The sequence below is a fragment of the bacterium genome (assembly GCA_014360495.1).
Lineage (GTDB): Bacteria > Armatimonadota > JACIXR01 > JACIXR01 > JACIXR01 > JACIXR01.
Genome location: JACIXR010000009.1, coordinates 82,645 through 106,441, shown reverse-complemented (window position 1 = coordinate 106,441; position 23,797 = coordinate 82,645). Strand labels below are relative to the sequence as shown.

At 45.7% G+C, this 23,797-nt stretch carries 22 protein-coding genes; 11 read left to right on the top strand and 11 right to left on the bottom strand.

Features of this window, described 5'->3' with window-relative positions; all coding sequences use genetic code 11:
• Positions 1 to 444 precede the first annotated feature (444 nt).
• The 9 genes from H5T88_08740 (at position 445) to H5T88_08700 (ending at position 9,339) form a co-directional block, all read left to right on the top strand.
• Complete coding sequence (locus H5T88_08740) at positions 445 to 885, top strand: hypothetical protein (GenBank protein MBC7330428.1); 441 nt, start codon at positions 445 to 447, stop codon at positions 883 to 885.
• The gene (locus tag H5T88_08735) at positions 878 to 4,390 is read left to right on the top strand and encodes a carbohydrate binding domain-containing protein (GenBank protein ID MBC7330427.1); all 3,513 of its coding nucleotides are present in this window, start codon (positions 878 to 880) and stop codon (positions 4,388 to 4,390) included. Before H5T88_08740 ends, H5T88_08735 begins: the two co-directional genes overlap by 8 nt.
• 169 nt (positions 4,391 to 4,559) lie before the next feature.
• Positions 4,560 to 4,886, top strand: coding sequence for a hypothetical protein (locus H5T88_08730; protein ID MBC7330426.1), 327 nt, complete (start codon positions 4,560 to 4,562; stop codon positions 4,884 to 4,886).
• 3 nt (positions 4,887 to 4,889) lie between these two features.
• Positions 4,890 to 5,885: a ketol-acid reductoisomerase gene (ilvC, locus tag H5T88_08725; GenBank protein MBC7330425.1), complete on the top strand. Its 996-nt coding sequence runs from the start codon at positions 4,890 to 4,892 to the stop codon at positions 5,883 to 5,885.
• Positions 5,886 to 6,251 carry a 6-carboxytetrahydropterin synthase QueD gene (gene queD, locus H5T88_08720; GenBank protein MBC7330424.1) on the top strand — a complete coding sequence of 122 codons (366 nt, stop codon included), beginning with the start codon at positions 5,886 to 5,888 and terminating at the stop codon, positions 6,249 to 6,251. It begins immediately after the preceding gene.
• Positions 6,241 to 6,936: a 7-cyano-7-deazaguanine synthase QueC gene (gene queC / locus H5T88_08715; GenBank protein MBC7330423.1), complete on the top strand. Its 696-nt coding sequence runs from the start codon at positions 6,241 to 6,243 to the stop codon at positions 6,934 to 6,936. Before queD ends, queC begins: the two co-directional genes overlap by 11 nt.
• The gene (locus tag H5T88_08710; GenBank protein ID MBC7330422.1) at positions 6,915 to 7,469 is read left to right on the top strand and encodes a DUF366 family protein; all 555 of its coding nucleotides are present in this window, start codon (positions 6,915 to 6,917) and stop codon (positions 7,467 to 7,469) included. Before queC ends, H5T88_08710 begins: the two co-directional genes overlap by 22 nt.
• Before the next feature lie 5 nt (positions 7,470 to 7,474).
• Positions 7,475 to 8,230 (top strand): 7-carboxy-7-deazaguanine synthase QueE, encoded by a 756-nt coding sequence (locus H5T88_08705; protein MBC7330421.1) that lies wholly within the window; start codon positions 7,475 to 7,477, stop codon positions 8,228 to 8,230.
• 2 nt (positions 8,231 to 8,232) lie between these two features.
• On the top strand, positions 8,233 to 9,339 hold the full coding sequence (locus tag H5T88_08700) for a gamma-glutamyl-gamma-aminobutyrate hydrolase family protein (GenBank protein MBC7330420.1): 1,107 nt from the start codon (positions 8,233 to 8,235) through the stop codon (positions 9,337 to 9,339).
• A 5-nt stretch (positions 9,340 to 9,344) separates the two neighbouring features.
• Here the strand turns inward: H5T88_08700 and H5T88_08695 are convergent, their stop codons facing one another.
• The 11 genes from H5T88_08695 to H5T88_08645 all read right to left on the bottom strand — a co-directional run bounded on the left by H5T88_08695 (position 9,345) and on the right by H5T88_08645 (position 21,471).
• Complete coding sequence (locus H5T88_08695; GenBank protein ID MBC7330419.1) at positions 9,345 to 9,932, bottom strand: DJ-1/PfpI family protein; 588 nt, start codon at positions 9,930 to 9,932, stop codon at positions 9,345 to 9,347.
• Positions 9,933 to 9,952: 20 nt separating this feature from the next.
• Entirely contained in the window at positions 9,953 to 10,897 is a 945-nt protein-coding gene (locus H5T88_08690; protein ID MBC7330418.1) for a hypothetical protein, read from the bottom strand.
• A gap of 6 nt (positions 10,898 to 10,903) precedes the next feature.
• A complete protein-coding gene (locus H5T88_08685; GenBank protein MBC7330417.1) occupies positions 10,904 to 13,144 on the bottom strand; it encodes a YfhO family protein in 2,241 nt (746 codons plus the stop codon).
• A gap of 105 nt (positions 13,145 to 13,249) precedes the next feature.
• Entirely contained in the window at positions 13,250 to 13,615 is a 366-nt protein-coding gene (locus tag H5T88_08680) for an EamA family transporter (protein ID MBC7330416.1), read from the bottom strand.
• A 24-nt stretch (positions 13,616 to 13,639) separates the two neighbouring features.
• Entirely contained in the window at positions 13,640 to 14,104 is a 465-nt protein-coding gene (lepB, locus tag H5T88_08675) for a signal peptidase I (GenBank protein ID MBC7330415.1), read from the bottom strand.
• A 78-nt stretch (positions 14,105 to 14,182) separates the two neighbouring features.
• A complete protein-coding gene (locus tag H5T88_08670) occupies positions 14,183 to 15,043 on the bottom strand; it encodes a zinc metalloprotease HtpX (GenBank protein MBC7330414.1) in 861 nt (286 codons plus the stop codon).
• Positions 15,044 to 15,112: 69 nt separating this feature from the next.
• Positions 15,113 to 16,177 carry a tetraacyldisaccharide 4'-kinase gene (lpxK, locus tag H5T88_08665; protein ID MBC7330413.1) on the bottom strand — a complete coding sequence of 355 codons (1,065 nt, stop codon included), beginning with the start codon at positions 16,175 to 16,177 and terminating at the stop codon, positions 15,113 to 15,115.
• Complete coding sequence (locus H5T88_08660) at positions 16,178 to 18,088, bottom strand: DUF374 domain-containing protein (GenBank protein MBC7330412.1); 1,911 nt, start codon at positions 18,086 to 18,088, stop codon at positions 16,178 to 16,180.
• Positions 18,072 to 19,793: an ABC transporter ATP-binding protein gene (locus H5T88_08655; GenBank protein MBC7330411.1), complete on the bottom strand. Its 1,722-nt coding sequence runs from the start codon at positions 19,791 to 19,793 to the stop codon at positions 18,072 to 18,074. The genes H5T88_08660 and H5T88_08655 overlap by 17 nt, the downstream gene beginning before the upstream one ends.
• Before the next feature lie 69 nt (positions 19,794 to 19,862).
• Positions 19,863 to 20,021, bottom strand: a complete 159-nt coding sequence (locus tag H5T88_08650; GenBank protein MBC7330410.1) for a hypothetical protein — start codon at positions 20,019 to 20,021, stop codon at positions 19,863 to 19,865.
• 232 nt (positions 20,022 to 20,253) lie between these two features.
• The gene (locus H5T88_08645; GenBank protein ID MBC7330409.1) at positions 20,254 to 21,471 is read right to left on the bottom strand and encodes a Gfo/Idh/MocA family oxidoreductase; all 1,218 of its coding nucleotides are present in this window, start codon (positions 21,469 to 21,471) and stop codon (positions 20,254 to 20,256) included.
• A gap of 166 nt (positions 21,472 to 21,637) precedes the next feature.
• Here H5T88_08645 and dnaN point away from each other — a divergent pair, with 166 nt between their 5' ends.
• Together dnaN and recF are read left to right on the top strand one after the other, a co-directional pair.
• Positions 21,638 to 22,729, top strand: a complete 1,092-nt coding sequence (dnaN, locus tag H5T88_08640; GenBank protein MBC7330408.1) for a DNA polymerase III subunit beta — start codon at positions 21,638 to 21,640, stop codon at positions 22,727 to 22,729.
• Entirely contained in the window at positions 22,693 to 23,796 is a 1,104-nt protein-coding gene (gene recF, locus H5T88_08635) for a DNA replication and repair protein RecF (protein ID MBC7330407.1), read from the top strand. The genes dnaN and recF overlap by 37 nt, the downstream gene beginning before the upstream one ends.
• The last annotated feature ends 1 nt before the right edge of the window (position 23,797 follow it).

Genomic DNA, 23,797 nt, shown 5'->3' with positions numbered 1-23,797 from the left:
TGGATTATAAGGAATTTCCAAGAGAATTGGAAGAGGTATGAATGATCGCGGAAAGATTTACTTTTTTACAAAATTATAGAAATTCCTTACCAATGGAGAAGCAATCTTTTCCTGAGTTGATTAAAAGACAAGAGAGCGGATTTCCAACAATGCAACTAAGTTGCAAGACTTTCCCATAGCAAGAGGAATGGCAATCTCCATTTTTTCATTACGAGAGCTCCCGCAGGGAGCCCGTGGCAATCTCGTGTTTTAAAGAAAAGGGCAAAAAGCGATTGCTTAGCTATATCTCGCAATAACAAAAGGGCTGATTCGTTCACCTTACATCTTTCTAATTGCGAGGCTTTCTTTAAGGAAAGCCTTTTAAGAGCTTCCAAATATACAAGGTATTGACTATTTTTTCCATGAACACAAAATATAGTAAATCTATCACAGAGGTGAGTTCAATTGAATAACGAGAAAAATGAGGAGTTTGAGCAGATTATTTTGGAAGCTTTTGATATGGATAACCTGCTTAACTTCCTCCAATCTTTGGGTTTCCAAATCGTCCTCATCTCCCATGCCACCCTCAAAGATTTCTCTGAGGTATATGAATTCGGACTCGTTCTCAAGGAAGAACCAGTTGGAGTGGTGAGAATCCATTTCATTGACAACCATTATTGGCCAATTGATGAGCTCTCTCCCGAGGAAAGAATAGCACGTGTTATGAAGCCAAGCGATTGGAATGTGATAGTTGAACCCGTCATCATTGTGATGGAGGGGAGCCCCAAGGTCCCCTCGGAGATAATCGCGGAAGTGCGAAGTTACAAGGATTCCCTTCCCTCTAACCCTGAAGCCCAGAAAGCCTATGAGCAATATATGAGCGGAAGGAGTGAAGGGTATGATTAAGCTTCCCCTCCTAACCCTTTTATCCCTTCTTTGCTTCGCTAATACAAACTGGCATAACAATCTCTATCTCTCAAATGGGGATTATTGGCGTCAGAGGGTGAAAGTGGAAGTCAGAAATGAGGGTGAGGAGGCGCATATGGGTGTTCCCGTGGAAATAAAAGTTGGAAAGGAGGAAGGGGAGGCAAATCTCATTGATAGAAAGATTGACGAGATAAGGGTTGTTGACGAGAAGGGAACGGAGATGCTTTTCAATGTGATTTCCCCCAAAGGCGAGGAGCTGAGAAAAGGCACCATCCCACAGGGAAGCAAGCTCGTCATTCCTGTGGAATGCCCTCCCCGTTCAACCGTCAGCTATTACATCTACTTTGATAATCCCTCAGCTTGGAGAGTTCCCGATTACCTTTCCTCCGCTTCCAACATCCGCAATGGTGGAGCAGAGGAAGGAGAGGACAATGAACCGGCTGGCTGGAAAGCCGACCCTCAAGATGATTCCCATCGCCTACTTTGGGTATCGGAGAATCCCCATTCCGGGAGGAAATGTCTGAAAACGGTTGTCTCTGAGGGAGCGCAGCCGACTTGGATAGCCTATAGGCAAGGAAGCATCCATATTTACGGAGGGGCGAGATATAGGCTTCGCGCTTGGGTAAAGGCGAAGGATGTGAAGGGGCAAGCGGGTTGGTATGTCCATATTGGGAATCAGCAGAATCCGATGATTCTCAATCAAGTCATAAACGCTGGTGAAGGAACCTACGATTGGAAGGAGATAGTCTTTGAGTTCACCGCCCCTAAAGAAGCGAATATGGGAGAGTTTGGAACCGTCCTCTATGGAACTGGCACAGCTTGGTTTGACGATATCAGCCTTGAATGTTTGGATACGCCAACGGTTCGGGTCGTTTTCGTCTCCAAGCCGGAGAGACTTTATTTAAGGGAAATTATCCCCAAAGGGGAATGGTTTGATGATAATCCGAAGGATGACATAAGCTGGGATTATCGTGTTCCCTTAAAGGTTTTCAATTTCTCACAAAAAGAGGAAAAGAGATATGTTTTCCTCAATTTTGCCTTTCTTTCCTCTCGCCTGAGGGGAAATCTAAACGAGGAATCGTTTCGCCTCATAGATGGTGATAGGGAAATCCCCTTCGTCCGTTTGAAAAGTGGGCTTCTCTTCCCTGCCAACCTTCCTCCTCGTTCCCTCAAAATCTTCTATCTCTATTTCTCCTCTGATAAGAGAATAAAAAGGGGAAAGGAGCTGAGCTATTCTCAGGTTTTGATGAGCGAGGCAAATCTGGTTAAAAATCCCAGCTTTGAAGAGGGGGATGAACTGCCTTCTTTTTGGGAGGGAGGAGCGGAGGGAACACAACCTCCAGGGACAAAGATTGGCATTGATTCTCCCGGTTTATTCGGAAATCGTTGTGGTAAGATTTATATACCTCACGGCGTTCAGAAAGCTTGGACTGGCTGGAGGCAGAGCGTCCCTGTTGAGCCGGTAAAAACCTATCTCTATTCCGCCTGGTTGAAGTGCGAAGATATAAGGGATGGTGAAGTGGTTATACACGCTCATTATCATAACGCTAAAGGTGAGCTCTGCAAAAGCGTCAAGTTTGCGAGCGCTGGCGAGCCAATCTCGGGAACGAGAGATTGGACGAATATGTTCGGCATCTTCAAGATGCCCGATGATTGTGCCTTCTTCCAACTCCACCTCACGATGTTCGCTACTGGCACCCTGTGGCACGACGGTGTTCTACTCATTGAGGTTGAGCAGGCTAAAATGGGCAATTTGGAAGGGAAAACGGATATAAAGGAACTGACAATCTGGCAGGTTCCTGCAGTCGTTAAGGTTTTCAAAGAGGATGTCCCTCCGAGAAAAATTATGCCTTTTAAGATATCAATGGCGAGAAACGAGAGGGAACCTCTTCAAATAGCCATTAGAAGTCCGAAGGCTATTGGGAAAGTGAAGGTGGTAGTCACTCCGCCAACGAATAAAAAGGGAGAGAAGCTGGGGCAATTCACCATCAATGTGGTGGGCTATGTCCCGATAGACCATCCCAGCGGTTATTACTCAAGCACAACTCCTCCCTGGCACCGAAAATTCCCCACTTACACACCTCAAGCAGACGGCTGGCCTGGATGGTGGCCTGACCCATTGTTGCCAATTGAGGAATTTGAGCTGAAAGCAAACGAGACCCAGCCTGTTTGGATAACCTTCAAATCCCCAAAGAACATATCTCCAGGCGATTATCAGGGAAAGATAAAGCTTCTTGCGGGCGGGAAAGTGCTTAAGGAGATTCCCTTTACCGTCCATATCTGGAATTTCACCCTTCCCGATGAAATCCATTGCGGCGCGATTTATCCATGCTGGGTAGGTGAGAAATACGTCTTGCCAGGAAAGACAAGAGAGGAAACAATGCCTTTGTTCTGGGCTTTTATGGCGGAGAGGCGTCTCTGCCCGGGATTTATCTATCCCGAACCCATTTTAAGATATGAAAACGGCAATGTGATTGCCGATTTCAAAGAATTTGATAAATCGGCTGAATACTACTTCAACGAACTGAAGCTACCCTTTGCCTATACGCCCTGGTATTTCTATCTTTTCGGCTGGGGTTTCCCTCCCTCTGAGAGATGGGGTGAAAAGCCCTATCCAGGAGACTATCCCTATAAGGAAGCTGACAGGAGCAAACTGAGGGAAGAATACAAGAAAGTTTTCCAAGCTTGTTTGAGAGTCTTTTGGGAACATTTGAAGGAGAAAGGCTGGGATAAGAAATTCGTTCTCTATATCTCCGATGAGCCTCATGATTGGCTTCCCGAGATTATCCCTCAGATGAAGGCGCTTTGCGATATGATTCATGAGGTTGACCCCTCAATACCGATATATGCAAGCACTTGGCATCATCAACCCCAATGGGATGGGTATATAAATGTTTGGGGAATCGGACCATCTGGCGATGTACCACCAGAACGAATGAAGGAGATAATGAGAAAAAAGGCAAGGTTGTGGTTCACAACTGACGGACATATGTGCATAGATACACCCTACTGTGCGATAGAGAGGCTTCTTCCCCATCTCTGCTTCCATTACGGGGTTGAGGCATATGAGTTTTGGGAGCTACAATGGATAACTTACAATCCATATGAGTTCGGCTGGCACGCTTATATCCCTCAAAGCGATAACCCTTCCAATTTCTATTACATCCGCTATCCAAATGGAGATGGCTATCTCGCCTATCCAGGGAAGCTTATAGGTTTCAATGGATTCGTCAGTTCTATAAGGATGGAGCAGGCGGGAGAGGGAATGGAGGATTATGAGTACCTTTATATCTTGAGGGAACTCTCTGAGAAAGCAAAGAACGGAGAAGTAGGTAAAAAGGCACTGGAGATGGCGAGCAAGCTGGTTAGTATACCGAATGCTGGCGGTAGATTATCAACCAAGCTTCTACCGAACCCTGAAAAAGTTTACGAGATAAGAGAGACGATAGCCAAGGCTATAGAACAATTAGCGGGAAAGAAATAGAAAAAGATTTCCCCCTCTTGCGATTTCATTGGCGCCCGCAAAAGGAGGGTGGTGCAATCTCCTCTCCTGCCATTGCGAGGGCTCCCGTAGGGAGCCAGTGGCAATCTCTAATTAAACAGAATTGTGTATAATCTTTCCAAAAGCACTAATAGGGGGTATAATCTAATATATGCCTGAGAAGGAACTTATAAGCGAGGAAGTAGTGGAAGCAGTCTTTAAATATATCGCAATTCTTCTGCCCTTCTTAGGGCTCTTACTCGGCGCTGTTTTCTCTGCCCTCAAAAAGAGGTTAACTCCTCTCTGCTGGGGAATTGGCTTCGGTCTTATCGGTCCCTTCAACCTCCTACTTTGGCGAATGTATAGCCTGATATTGGACAAACTCGGGTTTGACAGCGTGAAAGCGTTTCTGTTCAATGTCTTCTTGTTCATCGCTATAGGTTTTCTGCTCGGCTATTTATTGACATATATATTAAAACCACATAAAAAGGAGGTATGATTTATGGCAGAAATTTTTAGAGAAGAGGATGCGAACTTGGAAGTATTGAAGGGTAAGACGATTGCCATCGTTGGTTATGGCAATCAGGGAGAAGCACATGCCCTCAATCTCCGTGATTCGGGGTTGAAGGTCATCGTTGCCGAGCTGCCAAATTCTCCCGCTTGGCAAAGAGCAAAGGAGGCGGGATTTGAGGTAGGAGAAGCGAAGGAAATGGTGAAGAAGGCTGATGTGGTTATGCTTCTCACCCCCGATACCCTCCAGCCACGCATCTGGAAGGAGGAAATCGCTCCCTTCATCAAAGATGGCTCCGCTCTGGGCTTCGCTCACGGCTTCAACATCCATTACAACCAAATAAAGCCTCCCTCAACGATTGATGTCTTTATGGTAGCGCCCAAGGGACCGGGGCGTCTTGTGAGAAGGATGTTTGAGGAAGGGAAAGGAGTCCCCAGCTTAGTTGCAGTTGAACAGGATGCCACTGGCTCTGCCTGGGATATCGCTCTTGCTTATGCGAAGGGCATAGGCGCAACAAGGGTTGGAGTCATTAAGACGACATTTAAGGAGGAGACGGAAACAGACCTTTTCGGCGAGCAGGTCGTCCTCTGTGGAGGTGTCACCGCCCTCATCAAAGCCGGTTGGGAAACTCTTGTTGAGGCTGGCTATCAACCAGAGGTGGCTTACTTTGAGTGTCTCCACGAGCTCAAGCTCATAGTCGATTTGATATACGAGGGCGGAATCGCCTATATGCGCAAGAGCATCAGCGATACAGCGGAGTATGGAGATATGACAAGGGGTCCTCGCATCATTGATGAGCTTGTGAGAGAGGAAATGAAACAGATTTTGAAGGAAATCCAAACTGGGGAGTTCGCCAAGGAATGGATTCTGGAAGGGCAAGCAGGAATGCCTATGTTCAATGCTCTGAGGAGGATTGAAGCTCAACATCCCTTGGAGGAAGTCGGCAGGGAAATGCGAAAGCTGATGCCCTGGCTGAAAAAGGAATAAATGTATGGCATCATAATAAGGGATACATTCAGCGCTGCCCATTACTTAAGGGGTTATAAGGGAAAGTGTGAGCAAATTCACGGACATAATTATTTGGTGGAAGTTCAAATAGAGGGGGAAAATTTGGATAATATAGGGATTCTCTGGGATTTCAAGGAAGGGAAGGAACTCCTGCGGGGAATCCTTGAGGAGTTAGACCACTCCCTCCTCAACAAGGATTCCCCGCTAGGCTCACTTAATCCCACCGCTGAGAACATCGCCCGCTTCATATTTGGGAAAATAAAGGAAAATCTCCCCCCACACCTCCATTTGAAAAGAGTGACCGTCTGGGAAAATCAAAATAGCGCCGCCTATTATGAGGAATGAGGGAAGATACATAGTTCTTCTTTCTGGTGGCTTGGACTCAACTGTAAACTTGAAACTCGCTTCTCAGAAAGGAGATGTCATACTCGCTTTGACCTATGACTATGGTCAGATAGCGAGTCATAAGGAGATTAAAAGCAGCGCCCTAATCTGCGAGAGAATGGGAGTGCCTCACAAGCTCATTGAGCTTCACTTTTTCAAGGAGTTGAGTAAAAGCGGGATTATAAAGGGAGAAATTCCCCTTTTAAAAGATGTGAAAGAAGCTGGAAGTGAGACCATGGAAAAGGTATGGGTCCCGGCGAGAAATCTCGTTTTTATCTCAATCGCTATCGCCTTCGCTGAGGAGATGCAGGCTGATGCTGTCGTTTGCGGGTTCAACAAAGAGGAAGCCCAGACATTTCCCGATAATTCCCCGGAGTTCGTCGCGAAATTCAATTCCCTCCTCCCCTATGCTTCACTCAAAGAGATAAAGCTTCTTTCCTTTACCCAAAATTTGGAGAAATGGGAGATAGCTAAATTGGGATGGGAGATAAACGCTCCCTTGGAATATTGCTGGCCTTGTTATTTGGGAGGAGAAGAAATATGTGGAAAATGCGAATCTTGTCTCAGATTCATAAATGCTTTGAAATTAGCGGGAATTTATGAGCTCTGGAGGGATAAAAGAGAATGCTCAAAACCCTTTTCGTAAAAGATAAAATCCTCTACGATGGGAGCCAAATCCATTCCCACTGGGCTTACAGGAATTTCAATATAATCGGCGATAGCATCGTTTTTTTCTTAGGTCCCTGTGATGTCAAAAGGGAGGAAATGGTGGACTTGGAGGATTTCACGAAAGGGGAGATAATAAAGGCTAAGGAAATGCTCCACTTCATATGCGAGCATTTCGGAGTTGATATTAGAGAAATAATTTTTCTTCAAAGGATTCTGGTGATATGTGCTCAGGAGACTCTGCAAAATCTTGGCTGCAAAACAGAAAGGAAAGGCGATGATTTATTCGTTGATAACAGGAAATTATCCGTCTCAATTGCGACTAAAACCCCTATATCGGGGAAAATCCATCTCGGAATAAACATAGACCCTGAGGGGGCGCCCGTGCCAGCTATAGGTCTTAAGGAACTGGGAATAGAACCAATTGGCTTTGGGGAAGAGGTTATGAAGAGATATAAAGATGAGTTTGAGGACATAAAACTTGCTATGTGCAAGGTTAGGTGGGTGCCTTAGAAACCTTGTTTGAGCTCCCAAAGGCTTTTTTATACGAGATTTTCTCGGGAATTCAGGGAGAAGGATTGTATGTGGGGGAAAGGGAGCTTTTCATTCGTTTCTGTGGTTGCAACCTCCGCTGTCCTTACTGCGATACCAAGTTCGCCTTGGAAAATGCTCCCACTTGTCTCGTGGAGAGACGAGCGGGTGAAAGGGAATTTGACCCTTTTCCAAATCCTCTGTCCCCTAAGGAACTCCTCAACCTTATTGCTCCCCTTTTGGAAAACAAGAGAATTCATCATTCCCTTTTCCTCACCGGAGGCGAACCACTAATTTGGGGTGATTTCCTTGCCATCTTCCTCCCTCAAGCAAGATATCTCAACCTCCCTATCTCCCTTGAGACGAACGGCACTTTGCCAAGTGAATTGGAGAAAATCATCAGATGGATTGACATAATCTCCATGGATTACAAACTCCTGTCAACAATGGAGGGGAAGGATTACTCCCAAGCACATAAAGAGTTCTTGCGAATAAGTAAACAGAAAGAAGTGGTGATAAAATTCGTTATAACTTCCCAAGTGGAATTGAAAGAACTTGAGGAAGCTTTATTAAGCTTGCGAGAAGAAGGGGATTTTCCAATAATCCTCCAACCTGTTTCCCCTATAGATGATATATTCCCTCCACCCGAGCCGAAATTGCTCAAGATGCAGGAGCTAGCCAGAGGGATTTTCTCCGTAGTTAAGGTGCTTCCCCAAATGCATAAGATAATGGGAACGAGATGATTATGGAGAAAATCAGGATAGGCATCGCAAAAGGCAAAGGGGAGCTGAAAGGACAGGAGCGCTATATAAAGGCGATTGAAAAGGCAAGAGGGGAAACGGTATTGCTTCCTCCAGATAGCGCGGAGGAACTTGAGGGAATCAGGGGACTTTTGCTTGCTGGTGGGGGTGATGTTGACCCAAGCTTTTATAACGAAGAAAACGAAGGGAGCAATAGTATAGATAGGGAAAGGGACGAGTGGGAGATAAAATTAGTAAAGAAATTCAGGGAAGATGGTAAACCGATTTTAGGGATATGCAGAGGGATTCAGGTTTTAAATGTCGCTCTTGGCGGAAGCCTTCATCAAGATATTAAAGGACATAGCCGCAACAATCAAGAATTGAGTCATTTGATAAGGATTAAGGAGGGGAGCTTCCTTTACGAGATTTTAGGAGGATATGAGCAAATAGAGGTCAATTCAAGCCATCATCAAGCTATAAAGGATTTGGCCACCACCTTGGAGGCAACCGCTTGGAGCGAAGATGGATTTATTGAAGCCGTTGAGGGCAATGGGGAGGAATTCGTATTGGGGGTTCAATTTCATCCCGAGAGGTTGATAGAGGAAAACAAAGTCTTTCTCAATATATTCAAGAGCTTCATTAACGCCTGCCGAAAGGAAATATTCACCCTTGGCACATCAAATAGGGACTTTAAAGATTTCCTTTGTATATTAAATTTTTATGGAATAGAGGAAATCATAGATGTTCGGAGGTTTCCCACAAGCAAGTTTGAATGGTTCAAGAAAGAAAATTTTGAAAGGGGATTAAGGGAACTCGGTTTCTCCTACATTTGGATGGGCGAGGAATTGGGTGGTTATCGTTCAACCGGCTACGAAGCTTATATGAGCTCTAAGGAATTCAAAGAGGGGTTGAGAAAATTGATTCGTCGGGCTTTGATAAAGAGAGTAGCGATAGTCTGCGCCGAGCTTTTCCCCTGGCGTTGCCATAGAAGGTTCATTTCCTCGGCTTTGACTATAAACGGTTGGCAAGTAAGACATATATTGAACAAAGGCAAAGAGTGGAAGCCGAAATCCTCCAACGAACAGAAACTTCCTTTTGAAGAAGGAAGTTAATTCCTTTACGGCTCTATCTTTGTTCCTAAAAGCTCGAGGAATTTCCTAATCCATTCCGGATGGGCTGGCCAAGCGGGAGCAGTAACGAGATTTTCATCAACGACCGCGTTTGAAAGGGTCTCGTTGGGCTCAACCCATTTAGCTCCCGCATTGATTAAATCGGGTTTAATTGCGGGATAGGCTGTGCAGGATTTCCCCTTTAAAACCCCAGCAGCCGCGAGAACCTGCTGTCCGTGGCAGATTGAAGCAATTGGCTTCTTCTTCTCCATAAAATGGCGAACTATGGAGATTACTCTCTCATTGAGACGGATATACTCGGGAGCCCTCCCTCCGGGAATCACCAAGCCATCGTATTCGCTCGGCTCAACTTGAGCAAATGTCGCGTTGAGGAGGAAATTGTGCCCAGGCTTCTCGCTGTATGTCTGCTCTCCCGTGAAGTCGTGCACTGCTGTCTTCACTGTTTCCCCCGCCCTTTTCCCAGGGCATACAACATCCACTCTATGCCCCACCATCGTCAGCATCTGATAGGGAACCATCACTTCATAATCCTCAACGAAATCCCCTACAAGCATAAGGATTCGCTTAACCGCCATTTCAATCCCCCCTTTTTAAATTAACGGGGTGGACGATATCCTTCCAAGGGAGCGAAGGCATCCACCCAAGGTCGCAAAAGCTGACGCTTATCGGCTGGCAGGCGATTATAAGCGGCTGCCCCCGCCTCCAGTATCGGCATAGCGAATCTCGCTACCTCCCTTTGACGCTCGGGTGGAAGGGAAAGAAAACCACTCACAGCGTTGGCGAGGAACACCGCAACCCTTTGAATTATCCTATCCCTCTGGTCAGGTGAAAGTGAAAAGAGACGGTCAAATAAGTTGCTCATCAAATTTACCCTCTCCTCAGGAGAGAGTTGGAGGAATCTTTGGTATTGTTCCCTGAATCCTTGACCAGGCCTCTGCTGTCCTTGTTCTCCAGTTGGGACTTGCCCCTGTTCCCCTCCACTTTGCTCGGATAGGAACTTCTCCCAATCAACCACTACCTGAGGTTTGCTTACTATATAAACTTTCTGCCAATATACACCCAGGGAAGAACAAATCCTGTTTAGTATCCTCTCCAATTTCTGGTTCTTGAACTTGAGGGAGGGAACCGTTCCCTTAACATCGGGGTTCACTAAAATCTTGACATTGCTCGCTTCCTCAAGGGACTTGAAAACATCGCTCGCCTGTGTCCCCTCTTTAACTTGTAAGGAAACATATGGTCCTCCCAATTTCCTCGGCATCTCGCATTTCTTAGTCGTGATTAAATATCCTTCCACCCATCTCGCTGACACCTGGCGTGTAAGTGCGTCCAAAACCTCCTCAATCGTCGCCTTATTCGCCTCCAAGGAAACCTTGCCCTCAATGGGATTCAGAACAACTATCTCCACCTTCGCTTTCTCCTCAATCATCTTCACAACAGAGCTGAATGGCTCATCCAGGACCTTGAAAGTCAACAGGTTTTTGCTAGCCCCTAACGCAATACAAACCGCTAAGGCCATAAATATTACCAATAGCTTTTTCATTTCAATTCACCTCCTTGTTAAAAATATTTTAAAGGAAATAAAAGAACAAATCAATAGGAGGGAAAGAAGGGTACTATACAAGCTTAATTTGTAAATGAAAGGACGAAAGACAAAAGCGAGGCTATGTCTTCCCTTTGGGATGGAAACGCTCCTAAAGACATGAAATGGGAGAATCTTCGTTTCTTTTCCATCAAGATAGGCTTTCCAGCCCGGATAAAATGTATCATTTAAGATGAAATAGCCTTCCTTTTCTGCTTCAATCTCAAATTCTGCTCTATTTGGCTCGTAGCTCATCAATCTCAACTTCCCCTGAGGGTAAAATTCCCTATCCACTAAATTGAATCTCAGGGGATTGCCTTTATAGATATAGACCTTCGTTTCTCCAGCCTTTATCAATCGCAGATGCTCAGCGTCTATGTAAATCGGGCTTATGACGTATTTCACGCCCAATAAGCGAAGATTCTCCTCCTTAACGGATGAAGGAAGAAGCATATTACCGTTTTCCACGGGAGCGCTGTTCTTACCTTCAAGCTCATCAAGAAAGTTTTTATAATAAAGGAGAAAAAGGCTATCATATCCCGCTACATCAAATAGGCGATAGAGCATAGGGGTATTGGGAGGAAGGCAAGCGTGAGGATATCTGTATAAGGACCAATTGGGAGTTATCGCCATTATCCTATAGATACCATCCTTTGGAATCCCCTCCAATCTAGGGAAGACATCCTCCTTTTTGGTGAAATAAAGGTGAGAGAGGGAAATGGGGAGAAGGTCGAAAAGGAGAAGAGGAAGAAGAATGTAGGGAAGCATTTTCTTTTTGAAATGGAAAACTAAATAGAGAATCAGAGGGATGGCAACGAGTTTTGAGAAATCCAGATAAGGAAAAGAAGGAGAAACAGCTCTGACCATGCAAAAGGGTTCTTCTCTAACCGATAGGGGGAAAAGAATGAAAGGGAAGATTATGATAGCTAAAGCAACGAGTAAAATGGAGCGTTTTGAGATATTTATTGTGAGCGCGTTTTCCAACCCAATCCCCGAGAGGATGGAAAGACAAAGCGAGAACACTGCTATCAAGCGAGCGGGGGAGCCGGTCTTGCTCCATAAGGGAAAGAGAAAGTAAAATGGGATGTTTAGGGGAGTGCCTATCATCATAAGGAGAGATAAAAGCGATATTATCAACAAAGGAAGGGCGAATTTCCTTTTATCTTTAAAGGCAAAGGGAAGGAAAAATAGAGGTATCAAGCCAATATATAGAGCATATTCTATGTACTCCCCTGCCCCCCAATAATTTCCATTGGCGGGGTTCCCGAAGAAGTTGGGAAGAAATAAACCAAGTAGCCTTTCCAATGGGAGGGAAAGGGAAATGTAGGCTTTATAGGCGGACCAATCGACTGTGGGGGCTCTATGTGAAAGGCGGGAAAACTCAAATAGAGGAAGAAGGGAAACGGAAGAGAGAAGGAGACCGATTCCTGCACCAATGAGAGGAGTGAAGGGTTGGGCAAGGGAAACCCTCTTTTCCCAGAGGAGGCGAAGGACGATATAAATGAGGAAAAGCCAAACGGTATAAAGAAGATATTGAGGATGCCCTCCGAGAGCGCTGAGGGATATGGAAAGGGCAGAGAGGATGAACGATTTAAAGAGCTTACCTTCAAATGAGAGTTCAATAGCTAATAGGGAAAGGGGAGCCCAGACGAAAGAGCTCGCAACCGTTGGCAAGGGAAGCCAAGCGGTAACGAAACCACTCAACATATAGGAAGTAGAGGCTACAAGGGAAGCGAAGGGAGAGACATTTACCTTTCTCAGAAAGAGATAGAGAAAGAAACCGGCTAAGAACAAATGGAGGAAAGCGTTTATTCCCATAAACATTTTCCCCAGTATAGCGGTTAGCCAATTGAAGGGGTAGAAGATTGCTGATTGCCCATTGGCGTAGAAGGGGGTTCCGCAGAATTGATAAGGGTTCCAGAGTGGTAGGAATCCCTTCTTTAGGCTTTCCCCGAGGAAAGAACGCCAGGGATAGAATTGGGCGATGCTATCCCAGAGGAGGGGATTCCATTGATAATCTTTTTCGGGCATTTTGGTTTCTCCCCAGGGCTGGAAATGGTAGAGCATATCAGCGGGGAGAAAGGCATAGCCGAGAAAAACCTTTCCCATTAAAATGATTGCAAGGCAAAAGAGAGCGAGAAGGGAGAAATAATCGCCCTTTAAATGCTTCACCAAAGGCTTTTTTGAATGTTTCCGAGAAGTTGGCATAGCGATGTTTTTAATATTATAAAACTCATAAATGAGAAACTTGAACTCGTTTCCCTCATTCCGAGCCTAATGCCAATTGAGAGGAACGAAGCGAATGGGAACCGTTCAACTCAGGGAAACGAATATCACACCAAGACAGATGAGGAATATTCCTAATAGCCTATACGGACCCATAGCGTCGTTGAAAATGAGCCAGGAAAGAAGGGCTATGAGGGCGAAATTCAGACTGATGAAGGGATAAACGAAGGAAAGCTCCGCCTGGGAAATGGAGATTAGCCAAAAAAGACTTGAGACAGCATAAGCAAATAACCCCAACAAAACCCAGGGATTAAAGAAAGCGCGAAGGAATTGAATGTTAAATCCCGCCAACTTCCCTTCTTGCCTAACTCCCCATTTCAAACTTATCTGCCCTGCAACTCCCAACAAAAGCGCTATTGATAAAGCCATCCAGAAAGGAATTCCCTTGTTCATCTTCTTCTCTCCTTTCCTTTAAATTTAGTAGAAGCTTTTTATCCTTTTCAATGGCCAGATGATGGCTACCACCACTCCCTTGACCAAATCCCTTCTAATCGGTCCGTAATCTGAGGAATCCTCGCTTCGGTTCCTATTGTCCCCCAAAACGAAGATATAGCCTGGCGGAACATAAACAGGTGGAAGGATATAAAGGGGAGGCTCCTGTATATAGGGTTCATATAAAGGCTGCCCATTGACGAAAACCGTCCCCCGATAGATTGCTACCCAACTATCCCCTTGGGCAATGAGTCGCTTAATGATTGTTTCCCCTTTACGAAAAGGGTCCTCCAGGACGATTATCTCTCCATTTCGAAGTGCACTATTTGGACCTACTCTTTCAACAAGCAAACGGTCGCCAGGCAAAAGGGTAGGCTCCATAGAGCTTAATGTAACAACAGCAGTGAAAAAGAGATACTTCCTTATGAGAAGTCCAGCAATCAATCCCAAAACAACAGCTATTAATAGTCCCCAAACTCCCCTTTTCTTCTTTTTATAATCCTCGGACGATATCCGAATTTCTTCTCCTCACCTTACCCCCATTGAATAGGCCATTTCTTTCAACCTTTTCACTCTCTCCTCTATTGGAGGGTGGGTGGAGAAGAGGCGAACGATGAAATCCCCACCCCTTAAAGGATTCACTATGAAGAGATGTGCTGTATTTGGGGAGGCGGGAAGGGGTATCATTCTCGCTGCAGCCTGCAGTTTCTCAAGCGCGCTGGCAAGATAAAGAGGATTGCCCGAAATTTTTGCTCCCGATTCATCCGCCGCGTATTCTCGGGAGCGAGATATCGCCATCTGAATTAGAAGAGCTGCAAGGGGAGCGAAGATCGCGAGGAAAACCATCGCGACTACCGCCAGTATATTCCCTTCCCTGTCATCTCCCGCTACGGGGGCAAAGAAGAAGAGCATACGGGCAAGCAGCATTATTGCTCCAGCTAATGTAGCAGCTATCACAGCAATAAGGGTGTCCCTATGCTTGATATGAGATATCTCGTGGGCTAAAACTCCCTTTATTTCTTGGGGATTGAGAAGCTTCAATAGTCCCGCCGTTACAGCGACGGCGGAGTTCTGGGGATTCCGACCCGTTGCAAAGGCATTAGGTGAGCTATGGGGAACGATGTAAACGCGAGGAGTGGGTATTCCTGCGGATGCAGATAGCTCCTCCACTATTGGGTACAATAGCTGTCCCTCTGGGTCGGATGGTGAAACCTCCTGTGCTCCATACATAGCTAAAACGAGCTTGTCAGAGAAGTAGTAGGAAAGAAAATTCAAGCCTCCAGCGAAAAAGAGGGCTATAAGCATTCCATCCCTTCCCCAGATGCTCCCTATTGCAACAAGGAGAAGGGTAAGAAAGAGCATAAACAAGAACGTTTTGAAAGTGTTCATCGCAACACCTCCATTTAAAAATTATATTTTATGAGCAATATATTGACAACTGAAAAGAGTGCACTCTATTTAAAACAAAACTGAGCGTATCTTTCTCCAAAAAGGCTCGTGCGGGGAGATGACAAGCTCCACCCGAAGAACGAAAAAAGGAACCTCCTGTGGCAGTTCCTTTCCCATTAATTCCTTTATCTTTATTCCATCTTTCTCCGTCATCACTATGGCGGAAAGCCCTTTCATTTTAGCCTCACTCAAAAGGGAAATGATGTCTTTTCTTTTAAAATCGTAATGGTCGGGAAAAGCTTTAAAATAAACCTCTCCCGCTAACCCCTCAAGCGTCTTCCTAAATCCCTCTGGACATCCTATGCCAGCCACACCCATCACCTTTTTCCCTTTTAGCCAGTCCAATCCCCTAATTGTTCCTTCCCTTGTCTCTGTAAGCTCTTTGGACCTGTAATTCGCCTCAAAAATGAGGGCGGAAGGATTTATTCTCCTTATCCTCTCTATTATCTCCCCTTTATCATCCACAGCATCCGCATTGTTTAAGATTATGACCTGCGCTCTCCTCAAACCGGTGATAGGCTCCCTAAGGGAACCACGAGGAAAAAGATAACCATATCCAAATGGAGAGAAAGCGTTAAGCATCGCTATTTCAAGGTCCTTCTCTATGCGGAAATATTGCATCGCATCGTCCAATATTATCACTTCTGCCCCTTCTTTAATGGCTTCCCACGCCATCTTCACTCTATCCCTTCCCGCCCAGACATCCCCCTTTTCCAGATTCGCAGAGAGGAGAAAAGCTTCATCCCCCACTTCTTTTACTCCCTTTCCCCTCACTTTCCCTTGGCTTTTCCCGCCATACCCTGTGCAGAGTATTGCAACTTTATATCCCATCTCCTCCAAACGCCTCGCTAAAAGAATTGCGAGGGAAGTCTTTCCCGTTCCGCCAAGGGTTAGGTTCCCTATGCTGATAACGGGGCAGGGAAGCTTCACTGGACGAAGGCTCTGTGCCCACCGGAAAAGAACGAACAGAGGGAGATAAAGAAAAGATAACATATGTAGCAAGAAACGAAAAAGGTCATAGAAAAAGCCCTTTTCCCCGCTAATCGCTTTTCTCCAGAGTTCTTCAATCCTCATTTATTTTTGCTCTGCAAGGAGAGTTAAAATGAAATCAGCATATCTATTTCCTGCACCGCGCATCCTCTCTATCAAAGCCAATGCCTTCTCCTCTATCTCCTTCCTCCAGGAGGGAAGGGATAAAAGGAGCTTGATTTTCTCCCCCAATTCCTTCTCGTTTCTTACCTCTATCCCCACCCCCTCTCTCTTCGCCAATTCCGCTATATCGCGGAAATTGTTCATGTAGGGTCCGAAGAGCACTGGTTTCCCCCATACCAATGGCTCAAGGATATTGTGTCCACCTTTGGGAATCAAACTACCCCCTACAAAGGAAACGGTTGAGAGACCGTAAAGTGTTGATAATTCTCCGACAGTATCAATGAGGATGATGGAATGGGGGTCTAAGGTTAGGGTGGGAAGAGAACTTCTCCTCACAAAGGAAAAACCTTCTCTTGCGAGAAGCGCCTCCACTTGTGGGATTCTCTCCGGATGACGAGGGGCGATTATCAAGCGAAGGTCGGGATAAGAGAGCCTGACATCCCAATAAGCCCGCAAAACCTTCTCCTCTTCCCCTGGATGTGTGCTTCCGGCAAGAAGGACCTCTTCATATTCACTTATACCGAGGTCTCTTCGCAGACCTTCCAACTTCTCAATGCTCCTCAGCCCGCTAACTTGGTCGAACTTAGTATTTCCCAACACCTTTACATCTTTCCCACCACACATTTCCACCCGCCTCGCATCTCTCTCGGATTGCATAAGGAGATTAATTTGCCTGAGGAAAGGAGCAAAGAAGAAACGAAGTGCCCTGAGGGAAAGAAGGCTTTTATCGGATATCCTACCATTGACCAAGAGAACGGGTATGTTCATCAATCTCGCTATAAAAATCAAATTTGGCCATATCTCGGTTTCAACCAGGCAGAGGAGAGATGGTTTGAGTCTCTTCAGGGCTATAATGGGGAAAGGTAGGATATCAAAAGGGAAAAAGAAGATTGTGGCAAGGGAAGAAAGATGCTTGTTTGCTGTTTCCCTTCCTGTATGCGTTATCGTGGAGAGGAATATTTTCTTTTCAGGGGCTCGGGAAGTGATTATATCTATTATCGGCTTAACAGCCATAACTTCTCCAACTGAGACAGCGTGAAACCAGACCCCTCCCTTTGATTTAGGGACAAAACCAAACCTTTCCTTCCATCCCCTCAAGTGCTTTCCTTTTACCTCCCTCAGGAAAAGGGCTAAGAGAATGAAGGGAGAAAGCAGAAAAATGGCGATATTGTAGAGCAAAATAGGGAAGAGCATTTCCCAGAGGGAATTTCCTTCGCTTTTCAACAGCCTTTCTGCGTTTTCCTCTTCCCTATCTATCGCTTCCTTTATAATATCAATTTCTTCCTTCCCTCCCTTCAAAAAAATCGGCTCACCGAAGGAAACCACTATGCGGGAGAAAGGAAGAGGTAGAAGGTGTTTATCCCATGTTCTAAGACGAATGGCGGGTTCGGCGGAAACGCCCACGGGAATCACTGGATGTCCTTCCCTCGCTAAGAAGAGAACCCCTTTATGGGGAACGCGAGGCGGTCCCAACGGTCCGTCGGGAGTTATCCCCAATATCTCTCCCCTGTTAAGCTCCTCGCTCGCCTTGCGAAGCGCTGTTACCCCTCCCTTTCGCGTTGAACCTCTTATCACCTTACACCCACTCAGCAGGAGGAATCTTTCAAGAAGCAATCCATCCTCGGAAGGGGATACGATGCAAGTTAGATGCAATTTCCGCAAGATAAAAACGGGAAGAGAAAAAGAACCATGCCAGGAGGCAAGGATTGAGCCAGGCTTAATCCTTTCTCTTCCAACGACTATCAAGCGCGAAGTTATTGTGACAAACCAAAGGATTAGCCAGCCTAAATAGGGAGCTAAAAATGAAAGGATTTTCTCAACTACTCTCCGCATTTTGTCCTAATTGAAGCTCATATAACCGGGCGTATAACCCTCCCTTCTTTAGTAGTTCCTCGTGCGTTCCCTCCTCCACTATCCTTCCCTGATTGAGAACGATTATCCTATCCGCAATGCGGGCAGTTGATAGGCGGTGGGCGACGAGGATGACCGTATACCCACCTTGGGAGATAGCGTTTAGAAGACGTTGTTCCGCTATTGAATCCAAGTTCGCTGTCGCTTCGTCCAGAATCAAAATTGCTGGCTTGCGTAAGAGGGCACGAGCTATCGCCAATCTCTGCCTCTGCCCAGCAGAAAGAGTTAATCCCCTCTCCCCTATTACTGTGTCCAACCCATCTGGAAGTGAGGAAACGAAATCCAAAAGGTCTACCTTCTCCAAAGCTTCCCTCATTTCCTCCTCCGATACTTCCTCTGGATAGGAAAGATTTTCCCTTATCGTTCCCCCAAAGATGAAAGGCTCCTGAGAAACGATTGCTATCTGCCGACGAAGAGAGAGAACATCTATTTCCCTTATATCCTTTCCATCAACTTCTATCTTCCCTTCTACTGGGTCATAGAAATGGGGAATGAGGTCAACAAAGGTTGTTTTCCCGGCTCCCGAGGGACCGACTATCGCTAAAATCTCCCCTTTCCTAACTTGAACATTTATTCCCTCTAAAACTTCGGAACCATTATAGGAGAAGGAAACATCTTCAAACTTTATCTCCTTTCTAAATGAGGGAATTTTCACCCCTTCTTTTCTCTCGGGGATGGAGGTCATTTCCAAAAGCTCTATCAGGCGGGTAGAAGCACCTAAGCACTGCTGGAGAGCCATAACTCCATCCCCTAACCCTCTCATCTGTTGATAAACGGAGCTCAGAAGGACGACGAAGCTTGTTAACCTGCCAACATCAAAGTTTGCCCCCTTTCCTATCTGCCAAGCGGCGAATAGGATTATTCCTATAACCCCAACCGCTCCCAAAAATTGTATTGAAGGGCTAAGGAGCGCCCTTAACCTTACCCCTCGCATAATAGAGCCGAAGGTCTTTTCCGCAAGGTTCTTGAATTTGTTATCCTCAAAATGCTCGGCGCAGAGGGCTTTTATCTCTTTGATGAATGCGAAAGAATTCTCCAAAGCCGTGTTCAGGTCAGCGAGCCTTCGCTGAATCTCTATTTGAACCCTCCTCATCTTTTTCCCTGCGATGTTAATCAAGTAGCCGAGTAACGGAAGGGCAATGGCGCTGAGGAGGGCAAGTTGCCAATTGAGGACAAAGAGCGCGACGGAAAGAAAAAGAGCAACTATAGGGGATGCAACAAGCCTCTCCACCGCAGAAGGTATATTGGCTTCAAGCACTCCCACATCAACAATAACCCTTGACATCAGGTCCCCAACCCTTCTTTTGTGAAAGAGGGAAACCGGAGAACCGATGAGGCGGGAAAAGAGAAGCTTACGAATTTCCATTCCTATGTTATTTGAGGCACGGGGAAGGAAATAGGCGCCCATATATTGGCAGATACCAATGACGAAATAAACGACCAATCCTTTAAGACATACATTTAGAACTTGTTGGAAGTTTCTTTGGGCAACTCCATTTATCGCTTCCCCAGATAGGTCCGCAACGACCTTAACCAAAATGCCACCTCCCAGGGAACCCACAAGCCCCAAGAGGATATACCAAATGTATCGCCTGAGCCAGGATAATAACCAGGGCAAAGGTTTCATAAAAAATATTTTATAGGCACTAAGAGAGATTATCAAATTTATTTATAATTCCATAACATTTGAGACTCCTTAGGAGATTTCCCATATTGTTTGACTATAAAAGCCAAAGACTGTGCTTCTTGAAACGCCAAAAGCTTCCTTTGCTGATTCTACTCCATACTTATCGGAAAACTCCATTACTTCTAACCTAAACTTAACTATATCTTCTCCTTTCAAATCTCTCCTCAAATAAAATTTACCTCTTGAAATTATTCAATTATTCCCCACAATAGGGAGGAAGCCTAAAAATTTTGTAATTTACCGATAGATACGGCTTGCCCCTAAGGGGGCTTGCAATTGTTTTATTTTGACAAGTGGGACCGAGATTGCTTCCCTCCCCACCTCTATGGGCAAGGGAAACAGTGAAAAATTCTTTAAATAACCTCCCTATAAGGTGTTCTTTTTATAAATTCTTGTTTCCTTATCGCGCTATCCATTCCAATTGCTGACGAAGAAGCTCTGCTGATGCCTTATCCTTCTTCTCCTCCTTTAATCTCAGGGCAAATTCCTTGAACTCCTTCAAGCTCACGGCTCTTCCCAATCCCTGCGACATATATGCCGAACCAACTATCGCCTGGGATTCCGCTCCCATCCTCTCATCCGAAATTGAGCGTTCTCCCCGCAAAACGCACTTGACCATATTCCTTATCTCCCCCACGAACCCTCCAACTCCCTCAACGGGAATGGAGAACTTGTTTCCTTTACCATCAATGAATGTTAAAGCTGGACCTCCTTCCTCCCAAGGGAATTTTATCTGCACTATCCCCTTGCTCCCAATCAAGCTCATCTGAGGAGTATCCTGATAATACCAAGAACCCTCAACGAGTGCACTCGCCCAATGTCCTGTTATCTTATCCTCAAACCTTATGAGTATATGTCCTTTATCTTCCACCTTTACCTCCTCATATTTCCCCTCAATAATCCTTTTCTTAATCATCGTCCTAATCCCCACGGGGGGAACAGCCTCAACCATCACGGGCTCCTTATCCAAACCGATTATGAACCAGGCGCAGGTGATGGCATGAATTCCGTTATCAAGAAGGGCACCGCCACCCGCAATCTCCCCCTGCCAGAACCAGCTTGCCCACTCCGGTCCTCCGTGAGCCGCGGGAATAATCATTAAAAGAGGTTCTCCCACTATCCCTCCTTCAACAGTTTTCCGCAGACTATACCATAGGGAATCAAAGATGAAGTTCTCGTTATGCTGATAAAGCCTTCCCGTCCTCTCCACAGCTTCGCAAATCTCAAGACAATCAAGATAGGTGAGCGCCATCGGCTTTTCACACATCACATTTACCCCCCTTTCAAGTGCCTCTATGGCGAGCTTGCTATGTGTATTCGGAGGTGTGCAGATGTCAACGAGCTCCACATTCTCGCAAAGCCCTTCAAAGGATGACAAGACCCGAAAATCTTTTGCATCCTCTCTAAGGGTTTTCGCCTTTTCAATATTCCCCATTTCCTCCGCCCTTTTAGCTTCTTCCTCGTAAAGCTTCTTCGCGATTTCCCTAGCCTCCTCAGCCTTCTGAGGAACGCTATCGTAGAAAGCGTAGAGCTTTGCCTCAGGGATAGAGAGATACGCTGGGAGGTGAGCTCCTCTGAAGATAGAGCCAGTTCCAGCTACGCCGATTCTCACTCGCATAAGATTTTACCTCCTTATGAATAATTTGTTGTTATGAGTATAAATTAAAGGGATAAGTTTGGGAAGGCTTTGTTGTAATATCATTATTCAGAAAAAATCTATTGCCAATTCCAAGGTTTTAAAGTATAAATTTTTTAAGAACGAAAATTTAAAGGAGGATGTAATTATGGCAACTCTTAACAAGGACGAGCTTTCAAAGGTTCTCAGTCATGTGGTGCGCCTCACAACCTCGCAGAGAACTCTTCCCATACTTTCCAACATCTACATTTTCCCGGTCGAGAACAAGCTCCATCTTATGGCTTCCAACTACGAGATGTGGATTGAGGAAGCGATAGATTTTGAGGGAGAAATCGGAAGTTTCCTCATAAAAGGGAAAACTTTTCAGGAGATTGTCTCCTCATTAGATGCGGATGAAGTGGCGATAGAGATGGAGGATGACAGAGTACGCATATCAGCGGGGAAGACAAGTTATATATTGGAGATATGGAGAGAAGAATTCCCAGCTCCACCCGCTGAGGAGTTCGCGAAGCATTTCACTTTCAGTGGCGAGCAATTGAGGGAAGGATATTCCAAGGTCTCCTTCGCCGTGGCGAAGGAGGACATACGCCCAGAGTTCACGGGCATCCTCTTAGATGCAAGGGAAGGTCAACTTAATTTCGTCGCCTCCGATGCCTCACGCCTCGCCCTACAGCGTTTCCCCTATGAAGGGGAGGATTTTCAATTCCTTCTGCCGGAGAAGGCTTTCGCTGAATTGGTGAGGGTAATAGATGATGAGGACGAAATTATCATAGCCCATAACGACCTCATAGCGATAACGGGAAGAAAAGAAGGGGAGGTGAAATTCCGCCTCGTTTCCCGCGCGATAACGAGGAAATTCCCCGCTTACGATAAAGTCATCCCCACGCAGGGGAAAGTCCAACTGATGACGGCAAAAAGCGAATTAATGCGAGCGCTCAACAGAGCGAGGATAGTGGCGAGGGAGAATATGGAAAGGGTCAGGCTGGATATCCAAAAGGATAGGATTATAATCTCAGCAGAAGCCCCAGCTATGGGAGGATTTATGGAAGAGGTTCCTGCTATGGTTGAGGGGGAGAGCGAAAGTTATGTGTTCAATGTTCAGTTTCTCCTTGACGGCTTAAAGGTTATTGATGAGGAAAATGTGCGACTTACCTTAAACGAACCAACTCAGGCAGCCAAAATGGAGAAGGGCGAAGGAGAGGATTGGGTGTATGTGGTTATGCCAATGCACCCAACCTAATGTTCATCAGGAGGATTGTCCTCCGCTCATTTCGCAACTTCACCAACCTTGAGCTAAACCCCTCAAAAGGGATAATCCTTATAAAGGGAGGAAACGCACAAGGGAAAAGCAATCTATTGGAGGGGCTTCATTTCCTCTCCGTCCTTAAATCCCTTCGTGCAAGAGAGGATTCAGATTTAATTAACAAGAACTCTCAAAGAGCCTATATCAGGGGGGAGGTGTCAAGGGAAGGAAGGATTTACATAATTGAGTGTTATATCAGTGAGCAGGGAAAAGCTGTGAAGGTTGATTACAAGTTCAGAAAAGTGGGAGAGGCAACAGGAAAATGTGTTTCCATTCTTTATCGGGATGAGGATAAGGAGATTGTAAGGGGCGAACCCGCGAGGAGAAGGGATTACTTAGATGAAGAGCTTTCCCTCCTTTTCCCTCGCTATAGAGACGCCCTTTCTTCCTTTCGCAAGGCTCTCTCACAGCGCAACGCCCTTTTAAAAACCGAGGTCTCACAGGATGAACTGCAGCCCTGGAACGAGGAGTTCGCCCAACTCTCAAGCGTTCTTATAAAAATGAGAAAGCAGTTCATAGCGGAGCTCCTTCCTTATTTCCAAGAAGTACATATGAGAATCACGGAGGGAAGGGAAAAAGCGTGGCTCCGCTACTCCGCAACGACGGGAGAAACGGCAGAGGAGATACTGAAGGCATTGAAAGAAATGGAAGCAGAGGAGAGGGAGAAAGGAATGAGCTTGATAGGACCCCAGAGAGATGATATGGAAATAGGGATAAACGATATGGATGCGAGATATTTCTCTTCACTTGGACAAGCGAGAACTCTTTCGCTTTCCCTTCGCCTCGCCCAGTATATTTACACAAAGCAACTCTTGGGCGATTCCCCTGTTTTCCTCTTTGACGACCTCACCTCAGACCTTGAAGAGGAAAGGAGAAAGAAGATAGGGGAAATTCTGCGAAGTATGGAACAAGTGTTCATTGCCACGACGGAGAGAAACCTCTTCCCCTTACCCATTGATATGGAAATAGAGCTAAAGAATGGACGAATAGCCCGGATTTCCTAAT

What these genes read in the sequence shown, in the direction of transcription:
- H5T88_08735 (MBC7330427.1), top strand. Translation starts at nt 878, where the DNA reads ATGATTAAGCTTCCCCTCCTAACCCTTTTATCCCTTCTTTGCTTCGCT.
- H5T88_08730 (MBC7330426.1), top strand. Translation starts at nt 4,560, where the DNA reads ATGCCTGAGAAGGAACTTATAAGCGAGGAAGTAGTGGAAGCAGTCTTT.
- ilvC (MBC7330425.1), top strand. Translation starts at nt 4,890, where the DNA reads ATGGCAGAAATTTTTAGAGAAGAGGATGCGAACTTGGAAGTATTGAAG.
- queD (MBC7330424.1), top strand. Translation starts at nt 5,886, where the DNA reads ATGTATGGCATCATAATAAGGGATACATTCAGCGCTGCCCATTACTTA.
- queC (MBC7330423.1), top strand. Translation starts at nt 6,241, where the DNA reads ATGAGGAATGAGGGAAGATACATAGTTCTTCTTTCTGGTGGCTTGGAC.
- H5T88_08710 (MBC7330422.1), top strand. Translation starts at nt 6,915, where the DNA reads ATGCTCAAAACCCTTTTCGTAAAAGATAAAATCCTCTACGATGGGAGC.
- H5T88_08700 (MBC7330420.1), top strand. Translation starts at nt 8,233, where the DNA reads ATGGAGAAAATCAGGATAGGCATCGCAAAAGGCAAAGGGGAGCTGAAA.
- H5T88_08695 (MBC7330419.1), bottom strand. Translation starts at nt 9,932, where the DNA reads ATGGCGGTTAAGCGAATCCTTATGCTTGTAGGGGATTTCGTTGAGGAT.
- H5T88_08690 (MBC7330418.1), bottom strand. Translation starts at nt 10,897, where the DNA reads ATGAAAAAGCTATTGGTAATATTTATGGCCTTAGCGGTTTGTATTGCG.
- H5T88_08685 (MBC7330417.1), bottom strand. Translation starts at nt 13,144, where the DNA reads ATGCCAACTTCTCGGAAACATTCAAAAAAGCCTTTGGTGAAGCATTTA.
- H5T88_08680 (MBC7330416.1), bottom strand. Translation starts at nt 13,615, where the DNA reads ATGAACAAGGGAATTCCTTTCTGGATGGCTTTATCAATAGCGCTTTTG.
- H5T88_08670 (MBC7330414.1), bottom strand. Translation starts at nt 15,043, where the DNA reads ATGAACACTTTCAAAACGTTCTTGTTTATGCTCTTTCTTACCCTTCTC.
- lpxK (MBC7330413.1), bottom strand. Translation starts at nt 16,177, where the DNA reads ATGAGGATTGAAGAACTCTGGAGAAAAGCGATTAGCGGGGAAAAGGGC.
- H5T88_08660 (MBC7330412.1), bottom strand. Translation starts at nt 18,088, where the DNA reads ATGCGGAGAGTAGTTGAGAAAATCCTTTCATTTTTAGCTCCCTATTTA.
- H5T88_08655 (MBC7330411.1), bottom strand. Translation starts at nt 19,793, where the DNA reads ATGAAACCTTTGCCCTGGTTATTATCCTGGCTCAGGCGATACATTTGG.
- H5T88_08645 (MBC7330409.1), bottom strand. Translation starts at nt 21,471, where the DNA reads ATGCGAGTGAGAATCGGCGTAGCTGGAACTGGCTCTATCTTCAGAGGA.
- dnaN (MBC7330408.1), top strand. Translation starts at nt 21,638, where the DNA reads ATGGCAACTCTTAACAAGGACGAGCTTTCAAAGGTTCTCAGTCATGTG.